General features: G+C 67.7%; 16 protein-coding genes and 1 pseudogene. 13 read left to right on the top strand and 4 right to left on the bottom strand.

What is annotated here, in order from left to right; all coding sequences use genetic code 11:
- Positions 1 to 2: 2 nt before the first annotated feature.
- The gene (locus FVP33_RS13880) at positions 3 to 1073 is read right to left on the bottom strand and encodes an inositol-3-phosphate synthase (protein WP_147784284.1); all 1071 of its coding nucleotides are present in this window, start codon (positions 1071 to 1073) and stop codon (positions 3 to 5) included.
- Between the two features lie 144 nt (positions 1074 to 1217).
- Here FVP33_RS13880 and rpsF point away from each other — a divergent pair.
- The 7 genes and pseudogenes from rpsF to FVP33_RS13845 all read left to right on the top strand — a co-directional run.
- Positions 1218 to 1580: pseudogene (gene rpsF / locus FVP33_RS13875) on the top strand (30S ribosomal protein S6); the annotation flags it as partial.
- A gap of 125 nt (positions 1581 to 1705) precedes the next feature.
- Entirely contained in the window at positions 1706 to 2221 is a 516-nt protein-coding gene (locus FVP33_RS13870) for a single-stranded DNA-binding protein (RefSeq protein WP_147784282.1), read from the top strand.
- Positions 2222 to 2275: 54 nt separating this feature from the next.
- Positions 2276 to 2539: a 30S ribosomal protein S18 gene (gene rpsR, locus FVP33_RS13865; RefSeq protein ID WP_147784281.1), complete on the top strand. Its 264-nt coding sequence runs from the start codon at positions 2276 to 2278 to the stop codon at positions 2537 to 2539.
- Positions 2540 to 2550: 11 nt separating this feature from the next.
- On the top strand, positions 2551 to 3003 hold the full coding sequence (gene rplI, locus FVP33_RS13860) for a 50S ribosomal protein L9 (RefSeq protein ID WP_147784280.1): 453 nt from the start codon (positions 2551 to 2553) through the stop codon (positions 3001 to 3003).
- Between the two features lie 509 nt (positions 3004 to 3512).
- Positions 3513 to 4871, top strand: a complete 1359-nt coding sequence (dnaB, locus tag FVP33_RS13855) for a replicative DNA helicase (RefSeq protein ID WP_147784279.1) — start codon at positions 3513 to 3515, stop codon at positions 4869 to 4871.
- Between the two features lie 77 nt (positions 4872 to 4948).
- Complete coding sequence (locus FVP33_RS13850) at positions 4949 to 5608, top strand: hypothetical protein (protein WP_147784278.1); 660 nt, start codon at positions 4949 to 4951, stop codon at positions 5606 to 5608.
- Positions 5605 to 5844, top strand: coding sequence for a hypothetical protein (locus FVP33_RS13845; RefSeq protein ID WP_147784277.1), 240 nt, complete (start codon positions 5605 to 5607; stop codon positions 5842 to 5844). Before FVP33_RS13850 ends, FVP33_RS13845 begins: the two co-directional genes overlap by 4 nt.
- Before the next feature lie 42 nt (positions 5845 to 5886).
- Here the strand turns inward: FVP33_RS13845 and purB are convergent, their stop codons facing one another.
- Together purB and FVP33_RS13835 are read right to left on the bottom strand one after the other, a co-directional pair.
- Positions 5887 to 7272, bottom strand: coding sequence for an adenylosuccinate lyase (gene purB, locus FVP33_RS13840; protein WP_147784276.1), 1386 nt, complete (start codon positions 7270 to 7272; stop codon positions 5887 to 5889).
- Entirely contained in the window at positions 7269 to 7793 is a 525-nt protein-coding gene (locus FVP33_RS13835) for a low molecular weight protein-tyrosine-phosphatase (RefSeq protein ID WP_147784275.1), read from the bottom strand. The genes purB and FVP33_RS13835 overlap by 4 nt, the downstream gene beginning before the upstream one ends.
- A gap of 228 nt (positions 7794 to 8021) precedes the next feature.
- Between FVP33_RS13835 and FVP33_RS13830 the strand changes: the two genes are divergently transcribed.
- The gene (locus tag FVP33_RS13830; protein WP_147784274.1) at positions 8022 to 8297 is read left to right on the top strand and encodes a hypothetical protein; all 276 of its coding nucleotides are present in this window, start codon (positions 8022 to 8024) and stop codon (positions 8295 to 8297) included.
- Positions 8287 to 9702 carry a serine/threonine-protein kinase gene (locus tag FVP33_RS13825; protein ID WP_147784273.1) on the top strand — a complete coding sequence of 472 codons (1416 nt, stop codon included), beginning with the start codon at positions 8287 to 8289 and terminating at the stop codon, positions 9700 to 9702. Before FVP33_RS13830 ends, FVP33_RS13825 begins: the two co-directional genes overlap by 11 nt.
- A gap of 15 nt (positions 9703 to 9717) precedes the next feature.
- Here the strand turns inward: FVP33_RS13825 and FVP33_RS13820 are convergent, their stop codons facing one another.
- Complete coding sequence (locus tag FVP33_RS13820) at positions 9718 to 10122, bottom strand: phage holin family protein (protein WP_147784272.1); 405 nt, start codon at positions 10120 to 10122, stop codon at positions 9718 to 9720.
- A 71-nt stretch (positions 10123 to 10193) separates the two neighbouring features.
- Between FVP33_RS13820 and FVP33_RS13815 the strand changes: the two genes are divergently transcribed.
- The 4 genes from FVP33_RS13815 to FVP33_RS13800 all read left to right on the top strand — a co-directional run bounded on the left by FVP33_RS13815 (position 10194) and on the right by FVP33_RS13800 (position 14822).
- The gene (locus FVP33_RS13815; protein ID WP_147784271.1) at positions 10194 to 11300 is read left to right on the top strand and encodes a histidinol-phosphate transaminase; all 1107 of its coding nucleotides are present in this window, start codon (positions 10194 to 10196) and stop codon (positions 11298 to 11300) included.
- Positions 11301 to 11388: 88 nt separating this feature from the next.
- Positions 11389 to 12486, top strand: coding sequence for a thiamine pyrophosphate-dependent dehydrogenase E1 component subunit alpha (locus FVP33_RS13810; RefSeq protein WP_147784270.1), 1098 nt, complete (start codon positions 11389 to 11391; stop codon positions 12484 to 12486).
- Positions 12483 to 13469 carry an alpha-ketoacid dehydrogenase subunit beta gene (locus FVP33_RS13805; RefSeq protein ID WP_147784269.1) on the top strand — a complete coding sequence of 329 codons (987 nt, stop codon included), beginning with the start codon at positions 12483 to 12485 and terminating at the stop codon, positions 13467 to 13469. The genes FVP33_RS13810 and FVP33_RS13805 overlap by 4 nt, the downstream gene beginning before the upstream one ends.
- A gap of 18 nt (positions 13470 to 13487) precedes the next feature.
- The gene (locus tag FVP33_RS13800) at positions 13488 to 14822 is read left to right on the top strand and encodes a dihydrolipoamide acetyltransferase family protein (protein ID WP_147784268.1); all 1335 of its coding nucleotides are present in this window, start codon (positions 13488 to 13490) and stop codon (positions 14820 to 14822) included.
- Positions 14823 to 14942 lie beyond the last annotated feature (120 nt).

Genomic DNA, 14942 nt, shown 5'->3' with positions numbered 1-14942 from the left:
GCTCAGCCGTGCTCGCGGATGAACTCCTCGAGCAGTTCGCGAGCGACCGGGTCCGGGTGCTGCCGCGGCGGGCTCTTCATGAAGTAGGCGGATGCCGCCTCGAGCGGTCCGCCGAGTCCGGCATCCAGGGCGATCTTCGCGGCACGGATCGCGTCGATCACGACCCCCGCCGAGTTGGGCGAGTCCCACACCTCGAGCTTGTATTCCAGAGTGGTCGGCGCGTTGCCGAAACCGTGACCCTCCAGCCGCACGAAGGCGAGCTTGCGGTCGTCCAGCCACGGGATGTGGTCGCTCGGCCCGATGTGCACGTCGCGCTCCGGAAGTGTCACGTCGATGTTGCTCGTCACCGCCTGCGTCTTCGAGATCTTCTTCGACTCCAGCCGTTTGCGCTCGAGCATGTTCTTGAAGTCCATGTTGCCGCCCACGTTCAGCTGGTAGGTGCGGTCGAGCACGATGCCGCGCTCCTCGAACAGCCGGGCCAGCACGCGATGGGTGATCGTGGCGCCGAGCTGGCTCTTGATGTCGTCCCCGACGATCGGGATGCCCGCCGCCTCGAATTTCGCGGCCCAGACCGGATCGCTCGCGATGAACACCGGGAGCGCGTTCACGAACGCGACCCCCGCGTCCAGGGCCGCCTGGGCGTAGTGCTTCGCGCCCTCTTCCGAGCCGACCGGGAGATAGCAGACGAGCACGTCGGCGCCGGAGTCGCGCAGGGCCTGAGCGACATCGACCGCGGCGGCCTCCGACTCCTCGATCACGTCCCGGTAGTACTCGCCGAGCCCGTCGAGGGTCGGGCCGCGCTGCACGATCACCCCGGCCGGTGCGACATCGGCGAAACGCAGCGTGTTGTTCTCGCTTGCCCAGATCGCCTCGGAGAGATCCACTCCCACCTTGGCGGCATCCACGTCGAACGCCGCGACGAACGAGATATCGCCGATGCCGTAGCCGCCGAAGCGGGTGTGCATGAGACCGGGGACCACCTGCGACTCATCCGCGTCGGCATAGAAGCTGACGCCCTGCACGAGCGCGTTCGCGCAATTTCCGACTCCTGCGATGGCGACCTTGAGTGGCATGCGTGGGGAGCTCCTTGTTTCTTGCACGGGGAACTGACTACACTAGGCAGGTTGTCCATTGCCTTCCGGCGTGGCCAACGATGCCAAAACCCTCCTGTCACAGATCGTCTGTGGCCGTTCTAGTCCAAAGGAGGTGGGTTAGTTATGCATCAGTACGAACTAATGGTAATTCTCGATCCAGAGATCGATGAGCGCACCGTGGCTCCGAGCCTCGATAAGTTCCTCAACGTCATCCGTAACGATGGTGGAACCATCGACAAGGTTGATGTCTGGGGCCGTCGTCGTCTTGCCTACGAAATCAACAAGAAGTCCGAGGGCATCTACGCGGTCGTCGCGTTGACCGCCAACCCGGATGCGACCGTCGAGCTCGACCGCCAGCTGAAGCTCAGCGAAGCGGTCATGCGCACCAAGGTGCTCCGCGCCGAGGAAGCGATCGCCCAGGTTGCCGAGGCCGCCAAGCTCTCCGCAGAGAAGGCCGCCCGCAAGGCTGCCGCCCCCGCGAAGGCCGGCGCCGCAGCAGGAACGGCCGCGAAGTCGGCCGAGGTCGCTTCGGCGGCTCCGACCGCTGCGCCTGCAGCTCCCGCAGCACCTGCAGCCCCCGCCGCGCCTGCCGCGACGAGCGCCGAGTAGCCATGGCCGGCGAAACCGTAATCACCGTGGTGGGGAATCTCACCAGCGACCCCGAGCTGCGCTACACGCAGAACGGGCTGGCGGTTGCCAACTTCACCATCGCCTCCACCCCCCGCAGTTTCGACCGGGCGAGCAATGACTGGAAAGACGGCGACGCGCTGTTCCTGCGCGCAAGCGTGTGGCGCGAGTTCGCCGAGCACGTTGCAGGTTCCCTCACCAAGGGTTCCCGCGTCGTGGCGACCGGTCGGCTCAAGCAGCGCTCGTACGAGACCAAAGAGGGCGAGAAGCGCACCAGCATCGAGCTCGAGGTAGACGAGATCGGCCCGAGCCTGCGCTATGCAACCGCGCAGGTCACCCGCACGTCGTCCTCTCGCGAGGGCTCCGGCGGTGGCGGCAACTCCGGTGGAGGACGCGGCCAGGTCGCAGACGAGCCGTGGGCGGCATCCGCCCCGAGCGAGCCTGCCGCCGGCGATGTCTGGAACACGCCGGGTAGCTACAGCGACGAAACACCCTTCTAAACCTCCGGTTCCCCGAGGGGACCGGATCACCTTTTTTTCAGAAAGCAGGAAACCATGGCTGGAAAGAGCAGCGGCGATCGCCGTAAGCCCCTCCGCACGATCAAGGGCGGCAAGAACGCCGCCCCGGCGAAGTCCATTCGCGTCGGTGTCATCGACTACAAGGATGTCGCCACCCTCCGCAAGTTCATCTCCGAGCGTGGAAAGATCCGTGCTCGCCGCATCACCGGTGTCTCCGTACAGGAGCAGCGCCTCATCGCCCGTGCCGTCAAGAACGCGCGCGAGATGGCACTGCTTCCCTACGCCGGCTCAGGCCGTTAAGGAGCCAGACAATGTCAAAGTTGATTCTCACGCACGAGGTCACCGGCCTCGGTGCACCGGGCGACGTCATCGATGTCAAGAACGGCTACGGCCGTAACTACCTCATCCCCCAGGGCTTCGCCGTCGCCTGGACCCGCGGTGGCGAGAAGCAGGTCGAATCGATCAAGGCGGCGCGCGTAGCCCGCGAGCACGCCACGATCGAGGAAGCCCTCGACCTCAAGGCCAAGCTCGAGGCGACGACCGTCAAGCTGACCGTCAAGGCCGGCGAGGGCGGACGCCTCTTCGGCTCGGTCAAGACGACCGACATCGCGGAGGCCGTCGCCGCCGCCGGACTCGGCAGCGTCGACAAGCGCAAGATCGAGATCTCGTCGGCGATCAAGCTGACGGGCCAGCACGAGGCGACAGTCCGCCTCCGTGACGACCTCGTGGCCACCATCACCCTCCAGGTCGTGGCAGCAAAGTAGCAGCTCTTCCCTCAAGGGGGTAGCGGCGGACGAGAGTCCGCCGCTACCCCCTTTTTGGGGCTATTTTCCCTCCCGCTGTTACCCCCTTTTTGGGGCTATTTTCTATCCGTCGCGGTCTCGTTTGTACACAGGATGAAGAAGAACGTGCCAACCCTCAACCGCAACTGTAAACATGTTTCTACACACAGCGTCAATCCAATAAAAGCCCTGTTCAGGCCGCCTATAGGCCCCCAAATTGGGGAGTTACTCACAGGACTTTCCACAGGTTGCTCACATCGCCGTCGGCGTTTCGCGCCATTTGCCCACAGGGTTATACACAGGGGCAGTTTGCTACCGGTGCCATGGGGTTCCTATGGTGTAGCAGGGCCATCGGGGAGGCCACAAGGAACCACAGGCTGGGCAGGAATTGTCGGTAGCGACCGGTAGAACTGGACCGACACACGAAGTCCTGGTAACCCCGGTTTCCGGACGCCTCTTGGCTCCCGGTCAGTGTTTTCGAAAGGTGTGAGATGTCGATCGCCCATTTGGGCCTCGCGGCCGATCAGCGGCAGTCCGAGCGCACTCCACCGCACGATCTGCTCGCCGAGCAGAGCGCCATCGGCGGCATGATGCTGAGCAAGGATGCCACCGCGGATGTGATCGAATCGGTGCGCGCCGTCGACTTCTACATCCCGAAACACGAGATCATCTTCGACGCGATCCTGTCGCTGTACTCGCACGGAGAGCCGACCGACGCGATCGCCGTCACCGACGAGCTGACCAAGACCGGTGAGCTCACCCGCGCGGGCGGCGCCGAATATCTGCACACTCTCACCGGACTCGTGCCAACGGCGGCCAACGCCGGCTTCTACGCGACCATCGTCGCGGAGAAGGCCGTGCTGCGACGGCTCGTGGAGGCCGGTACGCGCATCGTGCAGATGGGCTACGCGAGCGAGGGTGAAGTCGTCGACCTCGTCAACAACGCCCAGGCCGAGATCTACGGGGTCACCGGCGGTGTCGAGGCAGAGGACTTCATCCCGCTCACCATCGCCGTCACGACCGCGATCGATGAGATCGAGGCCGCAAAGGGTCGCGACGGCTCGATGACCGGGGTGCCCACCGGATTCGCCGAGCTCGACGAGCTCACCAACGGGTTGCACCCGGGCCAGCTGATCATCGTCGCCGCCCGCCCGGCGCTCGGAAAGTCGACCCTCGCACTCGACTTCGCTCGGGCGGCATCCATCAAGAACGACATGCCGTCGATCATCTTCTCGCTGGAAATGGGCCGCTCCGAGATCGCGATGCGCCTTCTCTCCGCCGAGGCCTCGGTTCCCCTGCAGAACATGCGCAAGGGCACCGTGGACACGCGCGACTGGACGACGATCGCCTCCACCCGTGGGCGTATCAACGACGCGCCGCTCTACATCGATGACAGCCCCAACATGACCCTCGTCGAGATCCGCGCCAAGTGCCGTCGGCTCAAGCAGAAGGTCGGCCTCAAGATGGTGATCATCGACTACCTGCAGCTCATGACATCGGGCAAGCGGGTCGAGTCGCGCCAGCAGGAGGTGAGCGAGTTCTCCCGTGCGCTCAAGCTGCTCGCGAAGGAGCTGCAGGTTCCCGTGATCGCCCTCTCCCAGCTCAACCGTGGTCCGGAGCAGCGGGCAGACAAGATGCCGGCCCTCTCCGACCTTCGAGAGAGTGGATCGCTCGAGCAGGATGCCGACATGGTGATCCTCCTGCACCGCGAGAGCGCGTACGAGAAGGACAACCCCCGCGCCGGCGAGGCCGACCTCATCGTGGCGAAGCATCGCAACGGACCGACCCGCACGGTGACCGTCGCCTTCCAGGGCCACTTCTCGCGCTTCCAGGACATGGCGGGCGCGTAGTAGCCGCCGGCTCCCATCGGTTGTCGATGCCGGGGAGCGTAAACTAGCCTCTCCTTGCCCACCGAGAAAGAGGTCACGTGGCGCCCCAGCTGCCCATCGCCGCCCAGCGCGCCGCGTACTGGCCGGTGCCGATCGCTCGCGCGATTCCGGCGGCCGCCCTCGCCCTCGTCATCACCTTCTCCGCCGACCACTCCGCCCGGTTCGGGCTCGTCGTGTTCGGCATCTTCGGCATCGTCGGCGGTGTCGTCGTCGCGGCCGCGGCACTGCTGCGGCTCGCCGACTCGGGGGCGCGCGCGTTCGTCATCGCCCAGGGGGCCGTCACAGTCGTGGCCGGGCTGCTCGCCCTCCTCGTCAACGGCGGGGGTGTTCAGTACCTCTTCCTCATCCTCACCGTCTTCGCGGCGATCACGGGCTTCCTCGAGCTGTACAGCGGATTGCGCACGCGGCGTCGATTCGTCGCCTCCGGCGACTGGGTGACGGCGGGAGCCTTCACGGCCGTGGTCGCGGTGGTCTTCGTGCTCATCCCCCCGGGGTACAGCCAGCGTTTCACCGGTCCGGATGGCGTGGCCCGGGTGCTCGACTCCTCGGTCGTCGTCGTCGGGCTGCTCGGCGCCTACGCCGCAATCCTCGCCGTGTACCTCCTGATCGCCGGCCTCTCCGCCAAGTGGGGAACGCAGTCGACGCCGGAAGCAGAAGAAGCCAAGCCGTCACCGGCGGAAAGAGAGACCTCGGCGTGACAACTCCCAGCCGTCAGGACCGCCTGAAGCCGCTCGAATACATCGTGCTGTCGGCGATCATTTCCGTGTTCATCGGTCTGGTCGTGCTGTTGAGCACTCGCCAGCCGGTGCTCTCCCTCGTCTTCTTCGGCATCGCCTTCATCGTGACGCTCGTGACGATCGCCATGCTGTCACTCGCCGTGAAGCCCGACGAGGCCGAGAAGATCGACCTCGGCGAGCAGGACAAGGGCCACTAGCCCGGTGCAGCGCCGCCCCGTAAGTCGCGAGAGTCGCCCCGGCTATTCCGCGGCGTAGTCGACGAGCGTGCTCGCCAGCCCCGCGTAGCCGGCCGGGGTGAGGGCGGCGAGGCGCGACTTGGCCTCCTCGCCGATGTCGAGGGCGTTGACGAAGTCCCGCAACTCCTGGGCGCCGACGCGGCGCCCGCGGGTGAGCTCCTTGAGCATGGCGTACGGGTCGGCGATCGAACTTCGTCCCGCGGTGACCTCGGCGCGAATCACGGTCTGGATCGCCTCTCCGAGAATCTCCCAATTGCCGTCGAGGTCCTCGGCCAGGCGCTCGTGGTTGACGGCGATCTCGCCGAGCCCGCGGAGGATGTTGTCGAGGGCGAGAACCGAGTGACCGATCGCGACGCCGATGTTGCGCTGGGTGGTCGAGTCGGTGAGGTCTCGCTGCAGGCGGGAGGTGACGAGGGTCGCGGCGAGGGAGTCGAGCAGGGCGCTCGAGAGCTCGAGGTTCGCCTCCGCATTCTCGAAGCGGATCGGGTTGATCTTGTGGGGCATCGTCGAGGAGCCGGTCGTGCCTGCCTGCGGTATCTGCGTGAAGTAGCCCATCGAGATATAGGTCCAGATGTCGGTGCAGAGGTTGTGCAGCACACGGTTGGTGTGGCTGATTCGCTGGTACAGCTCCGCCTGCCAGTCGTGCGGCTCGATCTGGGTGGTCAGCGGATTCCAGCTGAGCCCGAGGGACGTGACGAACTCCCGCGAGATGGCCGGCCAGTCCTGGCTGGGGTCGGCTGCGACGTGCGCCGCGAAGGTGCCGGTGGCGCCGCTGAACTTGCCGAGGTACTCCGTGGCCTCCACCTGCGCCACGATGCGGCGCAGGCGGTTGACGAACACCGCGAATTCCTTGCCGACCGTGGTCGGCGTCGCGGGCTGCCCGTGCGTGTGGGCGAGCATCGGCACCGACCGGTGCTCGTCGGCCCGCACGTACAGGGCGTTGATCAGCAGGTGGACCCTCGGCAGCCAGACGTCGCGCACCGCGGCGTGGATGGTGAGGGCGTAGGACAGGTTGTTCACGTCTTCGCTCGTGCAGGCGAAGTGGGTGAGCTCCTCGACATCCGTGAGCCCGAGCGCGACCAGTCGGCGGCGCACGTAGTACTCGACGGCCTTCACGTCGTGCCGAGTCGTCGCCTCGAGCTCGGCGAGCTCGTCGATGTCGTCCTGCCCGAAGTCGGCGACGACCTGGCGCAGCGCCCTCGCCTGTTCGGCCTCGAGGCGCTTCGACCCGAACAGCTCGTGATCGGTGAGGTAGAGCAGCCACTCGACCTCGACGAGCACGCGGGCGCGGTTGAGCCCGGCCTCGGAGAGGTGCTCCCCGAGCCCTGCCACGGCGGCCTTGTATCGTCCGTCGAGCGGGCTCAGTGGTTGTTCTGGCAGTGGATTCATGGGGTTCCCCGTCGGATTCCTGGTTCGATTTGGCGAAAGAGCGCCAAGCTTGATCGTTCGATCATTCCGAGCACGTTGTCGAACATCGCGGCATCGGAGTAGTACGGATCGGGAACATCCACCTGGGCGGCCTGTTCACTGTCGAAACTGAGCAGCATCTGCACCTTGCCGCGGTCCTGTTCGCTCGTGGCCCAGGCCCGGAGGATGCGCTCCTGGCTGCGATCGAAGACGACCACGAGGTCGAGGTTCTCGAACCAATTCGGGTCGAACTGCTTCGCGCGGTGCAGGGACCCGTCGTAGCCGTGGGCCTCGAGGGCGGCGATCGTGCGGGCGTCCGAGTGCTCGCCGACATGCCAGTCGCCGGTGCCTGCAGACATCACCGTGATGGCGCCGACGTAGCCCGACTTGCGGATCAGGTCACGGAACACGACCTCGGCCATGGGCGAACGGCAGATGTTGCCCGTGCAGACGAAACAGATCCTGAAGAGCGCCGACTCGTCGAGGGTGCGGTCGAAGCTCATGCCTTCATTCTCCCGCAGTTTGGGCGCGCGTCCAGCGCGGTCCCGGCCGCCGGCGGTCCGCGACCACGTCCCCGGCTGCCCACGCCCTGAAGCGCACTGCTCTGACGCACTCTCTCCCGATCCGCTCCCGCACAGGCGCACGGGCCGCGGCGCCCACCCCCGCGGTAGCGGCACCGAGGCCGGGCCGCACCGCCCGCGGCGATCATGGCTGGGTCGGGAGGAGGTGGGGTGTCTGAGTCCGTTGTCGCCGCGGAAACCCGGTTGATGCACGCGCTCGAGCAGCAGCTCGTGGCGCTCGACCACGTCGCGCGGGTGGTCGCCGCCGCGAGAACGGGACTCCCCGCCGCCCGGCAGTGCGGCATCTGGCGGGGCGAGGCGCACTCACGCTACGTGGATGCCGTTGACGCGTCGGCGAGACAGCTCGAAGCGGCGGAGAGACAGCTCACCACCGCCGCGATGCACACCCGGCGAGCCATCGCGAGCCTGGCCGGCCGTGTCGGGTGACCTGATCATCGGCGGAGGCGGATCCACCGCCGTCGCCACAGCCGAGCTCTTCTCCCGGGCCAGGGACCTCGCGATGATCGGCGTGCGCCTCCACGACTGCCTCGCCGAACTGAGCGCGGTCGACCGGGGGGTCACGGCCGGGATGCTCCGAGACGCCGACGCCCCGCTGAGCGCCGCCTCGGCCGAGCGCGACATCCGGGACGCGATCGCCACGATCGGCGCGACCCGGTCGAGGCTTGAGCACCTGGGCACGGCGCTCGAGCTGTCGGCCGAACGGTACGGCGAGGCGGAGGATGCCCTCCACCGGCTCGGCCAACAGGTCGCCGCCGGCGCCGGCTACCTCTTCGGCCTCGCCCTGCCCACCATCGCCCTCGTGCTCCTGCCGGCCGCGGTGGGCTTCCTCGGCGGTGCGGCCTCCGGCTACGCCCTCCTCTCGGCGGAAAGCCGGCGGGCACTCGGAGCCGCGCTGCCCGTCTGGTTCAGGAGGAACAGTCGGGCCCTCTCCGACCCCGGCGTCGTGGAGGCGGTGCGGCTGTCGGTGATGAGTGCCGACGACGTGGGGGCCGGCGTGCTCAGGATTCCGCCCGACCTGGCTCGTCTCGTCGGGGACGAGGGGCTCGGCCTGGTCGGCCTCGGCACCTCGGCCTCCGTGGCGAGGGGGGCGGCCGGCCGCCTCGGCGCGCTGCGGGAGACCGGCGTCACCGTCGAGCGGGCACTGCCCGTCGTCGCATCCCCCGCGGTGACGTTCGCGGAGCGGGCCGCCCGCATCCCGGAGGGCGACGCGCAGGTGCGCATCGACCGCTACCGCTCGGCCGGCGAGGCCGACCGGTTCGAGGTGTACATCGGCGGCACCCGGGACTTCTCGGTCGTCGCCGGCACGGAGCCGTGGGACATGACGAGCAACGTCGCGGGCATCGCCGGCCAGGACGCCGGCTCCTCCCGCGCGGTGCGGGAGGCGATGGCGGCGGCCGGAGTGTCCGCCGCCTCGCCCGTGGTCTTCACCGGGTACTCGCAGGGCGGCCTCGTCGCGGCCCAGATCGCGGCATCCGGCGACTACAACGCCGGCGGGCTCTTCACCCTCGGCGCCCCGGCCGCCCAGGTGGCGGTGCCCACGAGCGTGCCCTGGCTCGCCGTGGAGCACACCGACGACATCGTGCCGGCACTCGGCGGCACCTGGGCGTCGGCCGACCCGGTGCTGGCCCGGCGGGAACTCTTCGCCGGCGCCCCGGTCGACACGAGCGTGGCCTTCCCGGCCCACCAGCTCTCCGCGTACCGACAGACCGCCGCGCTCGTGGACGCCTCGGGCGAAGCCAGAGTGGAGCGCACCCTCGGCGCCCTCAATTCGCCAGAACGCGGCGCGACCGTCGAGTCGACGCTCTACACCGCGACCCGCGTGAGGCCCTGAGACCCGGCCGGAGGCCTAGCGGCGGCGGTCGGTTCCTACGAGGGGCCGAAGGAGGATGCCGATGAGCCAGCTGATCAACGCGAGAACGAGGGCCCCGAGGACGCCCCACCAGAAGCCGTCCACGTGCAGGCCGAAGCCGATGAGCGAGGAGATCCAGCTGACCAGAAGGAGCAGAAGGGAATTGACGACGAGCGCGATGAGGCCGAGGGTGAGGATGTAGATCGGGAACGCCACGATGCGGATGAAGTTGCCGATCACGCCGTTCACGACGCCGAAGATGATCGCGACGAGAAGGTAGGTGAGAACCCAGGCCAGGGTGTCGGCCGGCGCGAACGGCACGACCTTCACTCCGGGCACGATGAGGGTGGTCAACCACAAGGCGACGGCATTGATCAGGAGGCGCACGATGAGTCTCGTCATTCCTCAACTATGCCCGTGCGAGGGGCGCAGGTGCAATCGGCTCGCGCATCCCGGCGACATAGGCTTGGACGGTGAATAGCCAGGAGACGCCCGCGGTCAAGCTGCGGCCGGAGATAGTCGCGCTCGCCGCGTACAAGCAGGGCAAGCCCGCGCGGGCGGACGCCTTCAAGCTCTCGTCGAACGAGAACCCGTTCGAACCTCTTCCCGCCGTGGTCGAGGCGATCGCGGCGGTGGACGCCGTGAACCGCTACCCCGAGGCGTCCGGACTTGCCGTGCGCGAGCAGATTGCCGCGCGATTCGGCGTGGGGGCCGAGCGGGTTCACCTCGGTGCCGGCTCGGTGGCGCTGCTCGCCCAGCTCATCCAGGCGGCCGCGACCGTGGGTGACGAGGTCGTCTACGCGTGGCGTTCCTTCGAGGCGTACCCGGGGCTCGTCGCGGTCGCCGGTGCCTCGAGCGTGCAGGTGCCCGTTCTGGCAGACGGAAGGCACGACCTGCCGGCGATGCTCCGTGCGGTCACCGACCGCACACGAGTCGTGATCGTCTGCTCGCCCAACAACCCGACCGGATCGATCGTCACGGCGCACGAATTCGAGGAGTTCATGCAGGGGATGCCGGCCGACATCCTGGTCATTCTCGACGAGGCATACGTCGAGTTCGTGACCGATGCGAGCGCCGTGGACGGCCGGTCCATCGCCGACCGGTATCCCAACGTCGTGATCCTGCGCACCTTCTCGAAGGCGTATGGCCTCGCGGGACTGCGCCTGGGCTACGCGGTGGGCGCGGAGCCCATCCTCGACGCCGCGCGAAGCACCGCGATCCCGCTCTCGGTCACCGAACAGGCGAAGGCCGCCGGGCTCGCCTCCCTCGTGCAGGAGGATCTCCTGCTCGAGCGCGTGGCGCGAATCGCGGTGCTTCGCGACCAGGTCTGGCAGGCCCTCGTCGACCAGGGCTGGAACGTGCCGAGGCCGCACGGCAACTTCGTCTGGCTCGCCACCGGGGACTCCACCGAATACGCCGCCGGTGTCTTCGAGCGTCATGGAATCGTGGTTCGTGCGCTGCTTCCGGATGGCCTGCGGGTGACGATCGGCGAGCCGGCTTCTGTGGACAAACTCCTAAGGGCATCGGCGGAGGTTGTTCGCAACCTACCAAGTCCGCGTAGCGGGGCCACGCTAGATTAGAAGCTCGGTGTCGCCGCGCGGCGCCGAAAATCCCCCCAGGCGCTTGCCGAAACAGGACTGCGAGGTCACAGTGGCAGAATCCGCACAAATGGTGCAGCTCCTCTCAACCGAGGGACAACTCACCACGGGTGACGCCGCCGCCGAGTACCTTCCCTTCATCGACGCCCTGACCGACGAACAGCTCCAGCAGTTCCATCGGGACATGGTGATCACCCGGCGCTTCGACGTCGAGGCCACCAACCTGCAGCGCCAGGGCCAACTCGCGCTGTGGCCGCCGAGCCACGGCCAGGAGGCCGCGCAGGTCGGCTCGGCCCGCGCCGCCCGTGCGCAGGATCACCTCTTCCCGTCCTACCGCGAACATTCAATCGCCATGATCCGAGGACTCGACATCATCGAGATCGTGCGGGTCATGCGCGGGGTGACGAACGGAGGCTGGGACCCGCTCGCCAACGGCAACTTCCATCTCTACACGCTCGTGCTCGGGTCGCAGACCCTGCACGCGACCGGCTATGCCATGGGGATGACCCTCGACGGCACCACCGGCACCGGGCATCCGGACACCGACGAGGCCGTCATGGTCTACTTCGGGGATGGCGCGACGAGCCAGGGCGACGTGAGCGAGGCGCTCGTCTTCGCGGCGAGCTTCCAGACGCCGGAGGTCTTCTTCCTGCAGAACAACCAATGGGCGATCTCGGTTCCGGTGAGTGTGCAGTCCCGAGTGCCGCTCTACCTCCGCTCCGGGGGCTTCGGGGTTCCCGGTATCCAGATCGATGGCAACGACGTGCTGGCGAGCTACGCGGTCACCCGCAAGAACCTCGAGGAGGCACGGGCCGGCGGAGGCCCGCGGATGATCGAGGCCCTCACCTATCGCATCGGCGCCCACACGACGAGTGACGACCCGAGCAAGTACCGGCTCGACGACGAAGTCTCGTCCTGGATAGCCCGGGATCCGATCGACCGCTACGAGAAGTACCTGCGCAATCGCGGCGAGAGTGAGGCATTCTTCGCCGCGGTCGCGACCGAGGCCGAGGACTTCGCCGCCGATCTTCGCCGACGCACGCTCGAGCTTGGCGTGCCGAGCACCGACCTGATCTTCGACAACGTGTACTCGGAGCCGCACCCCGTGATGGATGCCCAGAAGAGCTGGCTCGCCGACTACGAGGCCTCGTTCGGAGGGGACGCGTGAGCGACACCAGCCAGGAACTCCCCCTCGTGAAGGCGCTCAACGCCGGCCTGCGCAAGGCGCTCGGCGACGACCCCAAGGTGCTGCTGATGGGCGAGGACATCGGCCCGCTCGGCGGCGTCTTCCGGGTCACCGAGGGTTTGCAGGCCGACTTCGGCCAGAACCGGGTGTTCGACACCCCGCTCGCCGAGTCCGGCATCGTCGGCACGGCCATCGGCCTCGCCATGCGTGGCTACCGGCCGGTCTGCGAGATCCAGTTCGACGGCTTCATCTTCCCCGCCTTCGACCAGATCACGACCCAGCTGGCGAAGATGACGAGCCGGCACGAGGGCAAGGTGTCCATGCCGGTGGTGATCCGGGTGCCGTACGGCGGGCACATCGGTGCGGTGGAGCACCACCAGGAGAGCCCGGAGGCGTACTTCGCGCACACCCCGGGCCTCAGGCTCGTGAGCCCGAGCACCCCGAATGACGCCTACTGGATGATCCAGGAGGCGATTGCCTCGAACGATCCCGTGATGTTCTTCGAACCGAAGAGCCGGTACTGGCACAAGGGGCCGGTGGAATTCTCCGCGAGCGCGTCGCCGCTGCACTCGAGCCGGGTCGTGCGTAACGGCACCGAGGTCACGCTCGTCGGGCACGGCGCCATGGTGAACGTGCTGATGCAGGCGGCCGAGCTCGCCGCCGGCGAGGGCACGAGCGTCGAGGTTATCGACCTGCGGTCGCTCTCCCCCATCGACTACGGGCCGATCCTCGCCTCCGTGCACAAGACCGGGCGTCTCGTCGTGGCATCCGAGGCGCCCGGGTTCGTGAGCGTCTCCTCGGAGATCGCCGCGACCGTCACGGAGAAGGCCTTCTATTCGCTCGAGGCGCCCGTGCTCAGGGTGACCGCGTTCGACACCCCGTTCCCGCCGGCCAAGCTGGAAACGCCCTACCTTCCGGACGCCGACCGCGTTCTCGAGGCAGTCGACCGGGCCCTGGCCTACTAGAGATTCAGGAGCGTCAGCGTGAGCACCTCAGAATTCAATCTTCCGGATGTCGGCGAGGGTCTGACCGAGGCGGAAATCGTGGCCTGGCGGGTGAAGGCGGGAGACACCGTCGTCGTCAATCAGGTGCTGGTGGAGATCGAGACCGCAAAGTCGCTCGTCGAGCTGCCTTCGCCGTTCGCCGGCGTGGTCACGGCAATCCTCGTGCCGGAGGGTCAGACGGTGGATGTGGGCACGCCCATCATCTCCGTGTCCTCCGACGGCGCGCCGGCCGCCCCAGCCCCGGCGGAGCCGACCCAGGCCGACCTCGACGCGCGCGGAGCGGTGTCGGACACGGCGGGCAGCATCTCCTCGGAAGAGGGCCAGGGCGCCGTGCTCGTCGGCTACGGCATCAAGGGCCAGGTGTCGTCCCGCCGCCAGCGCGGTGCCGTCGCTCCGGCCGCGACGACGCCGGCCGCCTCGGCACGGCCGTCGTCGGTGCCGGCGGCCTCCGCCTCCACGATCGTGGCGAAGCCGCCCATCCGCAAGCTCGCCAAGGACCTCGGCGTGAACCTCGGCGAGGTCAACCCGACCGGACTCGCGGGCGAGATCACCCGCGACGACGTGATCCGCCAGGCCTCCCAGGCGAGCCTGTTCCGCAACATCGAGACCCCCGCGTGGTCGAGCGACCGCGAGGAGCGCATCCCCGTGAAGGGCGTGCGCAAGGCGATCGCCACCGCGATGGTGTCGAGCGCGTTCAGCGCGCCCCACGTGAGCCTCTTCGTGGATGTGGACGCGACGCGCACGATGGAATTCGTCAAGCGCCTGAAGAACTCGGCCGATTTCGCCGGCGTGAAGGTGTCGCCCCTGCTAATCATGGCGAAGGCGATGATCTGGGCGGTGCGCCGCAATCCCACGGTGAACGCGCAGTGGACGGACAGCGAGATCATCGTCAAGCACTACGTGAACTTCGGCATCGCCGCGGCCACCCCGCGCGGACTCATCGTGCCGAACATCAAGGATGCGCAGGAACTGTCGATCCGCGAGCTCGCGTCGGCCATCGAGCAGCTCACCATCACGGCGCGCGACGGCAAGACCTCCCCGGCCGACCAGACGGGCGGCACCATCACGGTGACCAACATCGGCGTCTTCGGCATGGACACGGGAACCCCGATCCTGAACCCGGGTGAGGCCGGGATCGTCGCCCTCGGCACGATCAAGCAGAAGCCGTGGGTGGTCGACGGCGAGGTGCGTCCGCGCTTCGTCACCACGCTCGGCGCGAGCTTCGATCACCGCATCGTGGACGGGGACGTGGCGAGCCGTTTCCTGGCGGATGTCGCGAGCATCATCGAGGAGCCGGCCCTGCTCCTCGACTGAGCAACACGCCCGGGCCGGGCACTCGAATACGACACGTTTCAAAGTTTCGGGGACCGCTCGGCCGACCCCTCCGCATCCCTGCTCGTTCGGGGGTTTCCGGCCCGTGGGGTCACCGCCTGG

The organism is Lacisediminihabitans profunda (assembly GCF_008040105.1).
GTDB classification, from domain to species: domain Bacteria; phylum Actinomycetota; class Actinomycetes; order Actinomycetales; family Microbacteriaceae; genus Lacisediminihabitans; species Lacisediminihabitans profunda.
Note: the sequence above shows the minus strand (reverse complement) of the source record. Positions and strands in the feature narration are given on the sequence as shown.

Excerpts from the sequence above, each read along its gene's own strand:
- FVP33_RS13880 (WP_147784284.1), bottom strand. The coding sequence starts at position 1,073 with ATGCCACTCAAGGTCGCCATCGCAGGAGTCGGAAATTGCGCGAACGCG.
- FVP33_RS13870 (WP_147784282.1), top strand. The coding sequence starts at position 1,706 with ATGGCCGGCGAAACCGTAATCACCGTGGTGGGGAATCTCACCAGCGAC.
- rpsR (WP_147784281.1), top strand. The coding sequence starts at position 2,276 with ATGGCTGGAAAGAGCAGCGGCGATCGCCGTAAGCCCCTCCGCACGATC.
- rplI (WP_147784280.1), top strand. The coding sequence starts at position 2,551 with ATGTCAAAGTTGATTCTCACGCACGAGGTCACCGGCCTCGGTGCACCG.
- dnaB (WP_147784279.1), top strand. The coding sequence starts at position 3,513 with ATGTCGATCGCCCATTTGGGCCTCGCGGCCGATCAGCGGCAGTCCGAG.
- purB (WP_147784276.1), bottom strand. The coding sequence starts at position 7,272 with ATGAATCCACTGCCAGAACAACCACTGAGCCCGCTCGACGGACGATAC.
- FVP33_RS13835 (WP_147784275.1), bottom strand. The coding sequence starts at position 7,793 with ATGAGCTTCGACCGCACCCTCGACGAGTCGGCGCTCTTCAGGATCTGT.
- FVP33_RS13820 (WP_147784272.1), bottom strand. The coding sequence starts at position 10,122 with ATGACGAGACTCATCGTGCGCCTCCTGATCAATGCCGTCGCCTTGTGG.
- FVP33_RS13810 (WP_147784270.1), top strand. The coding sequence starts at position 11,389 with ATGGTGCAGCTCCTCTCAACCGAGGGACAACTCACCACGGGTGACGCC.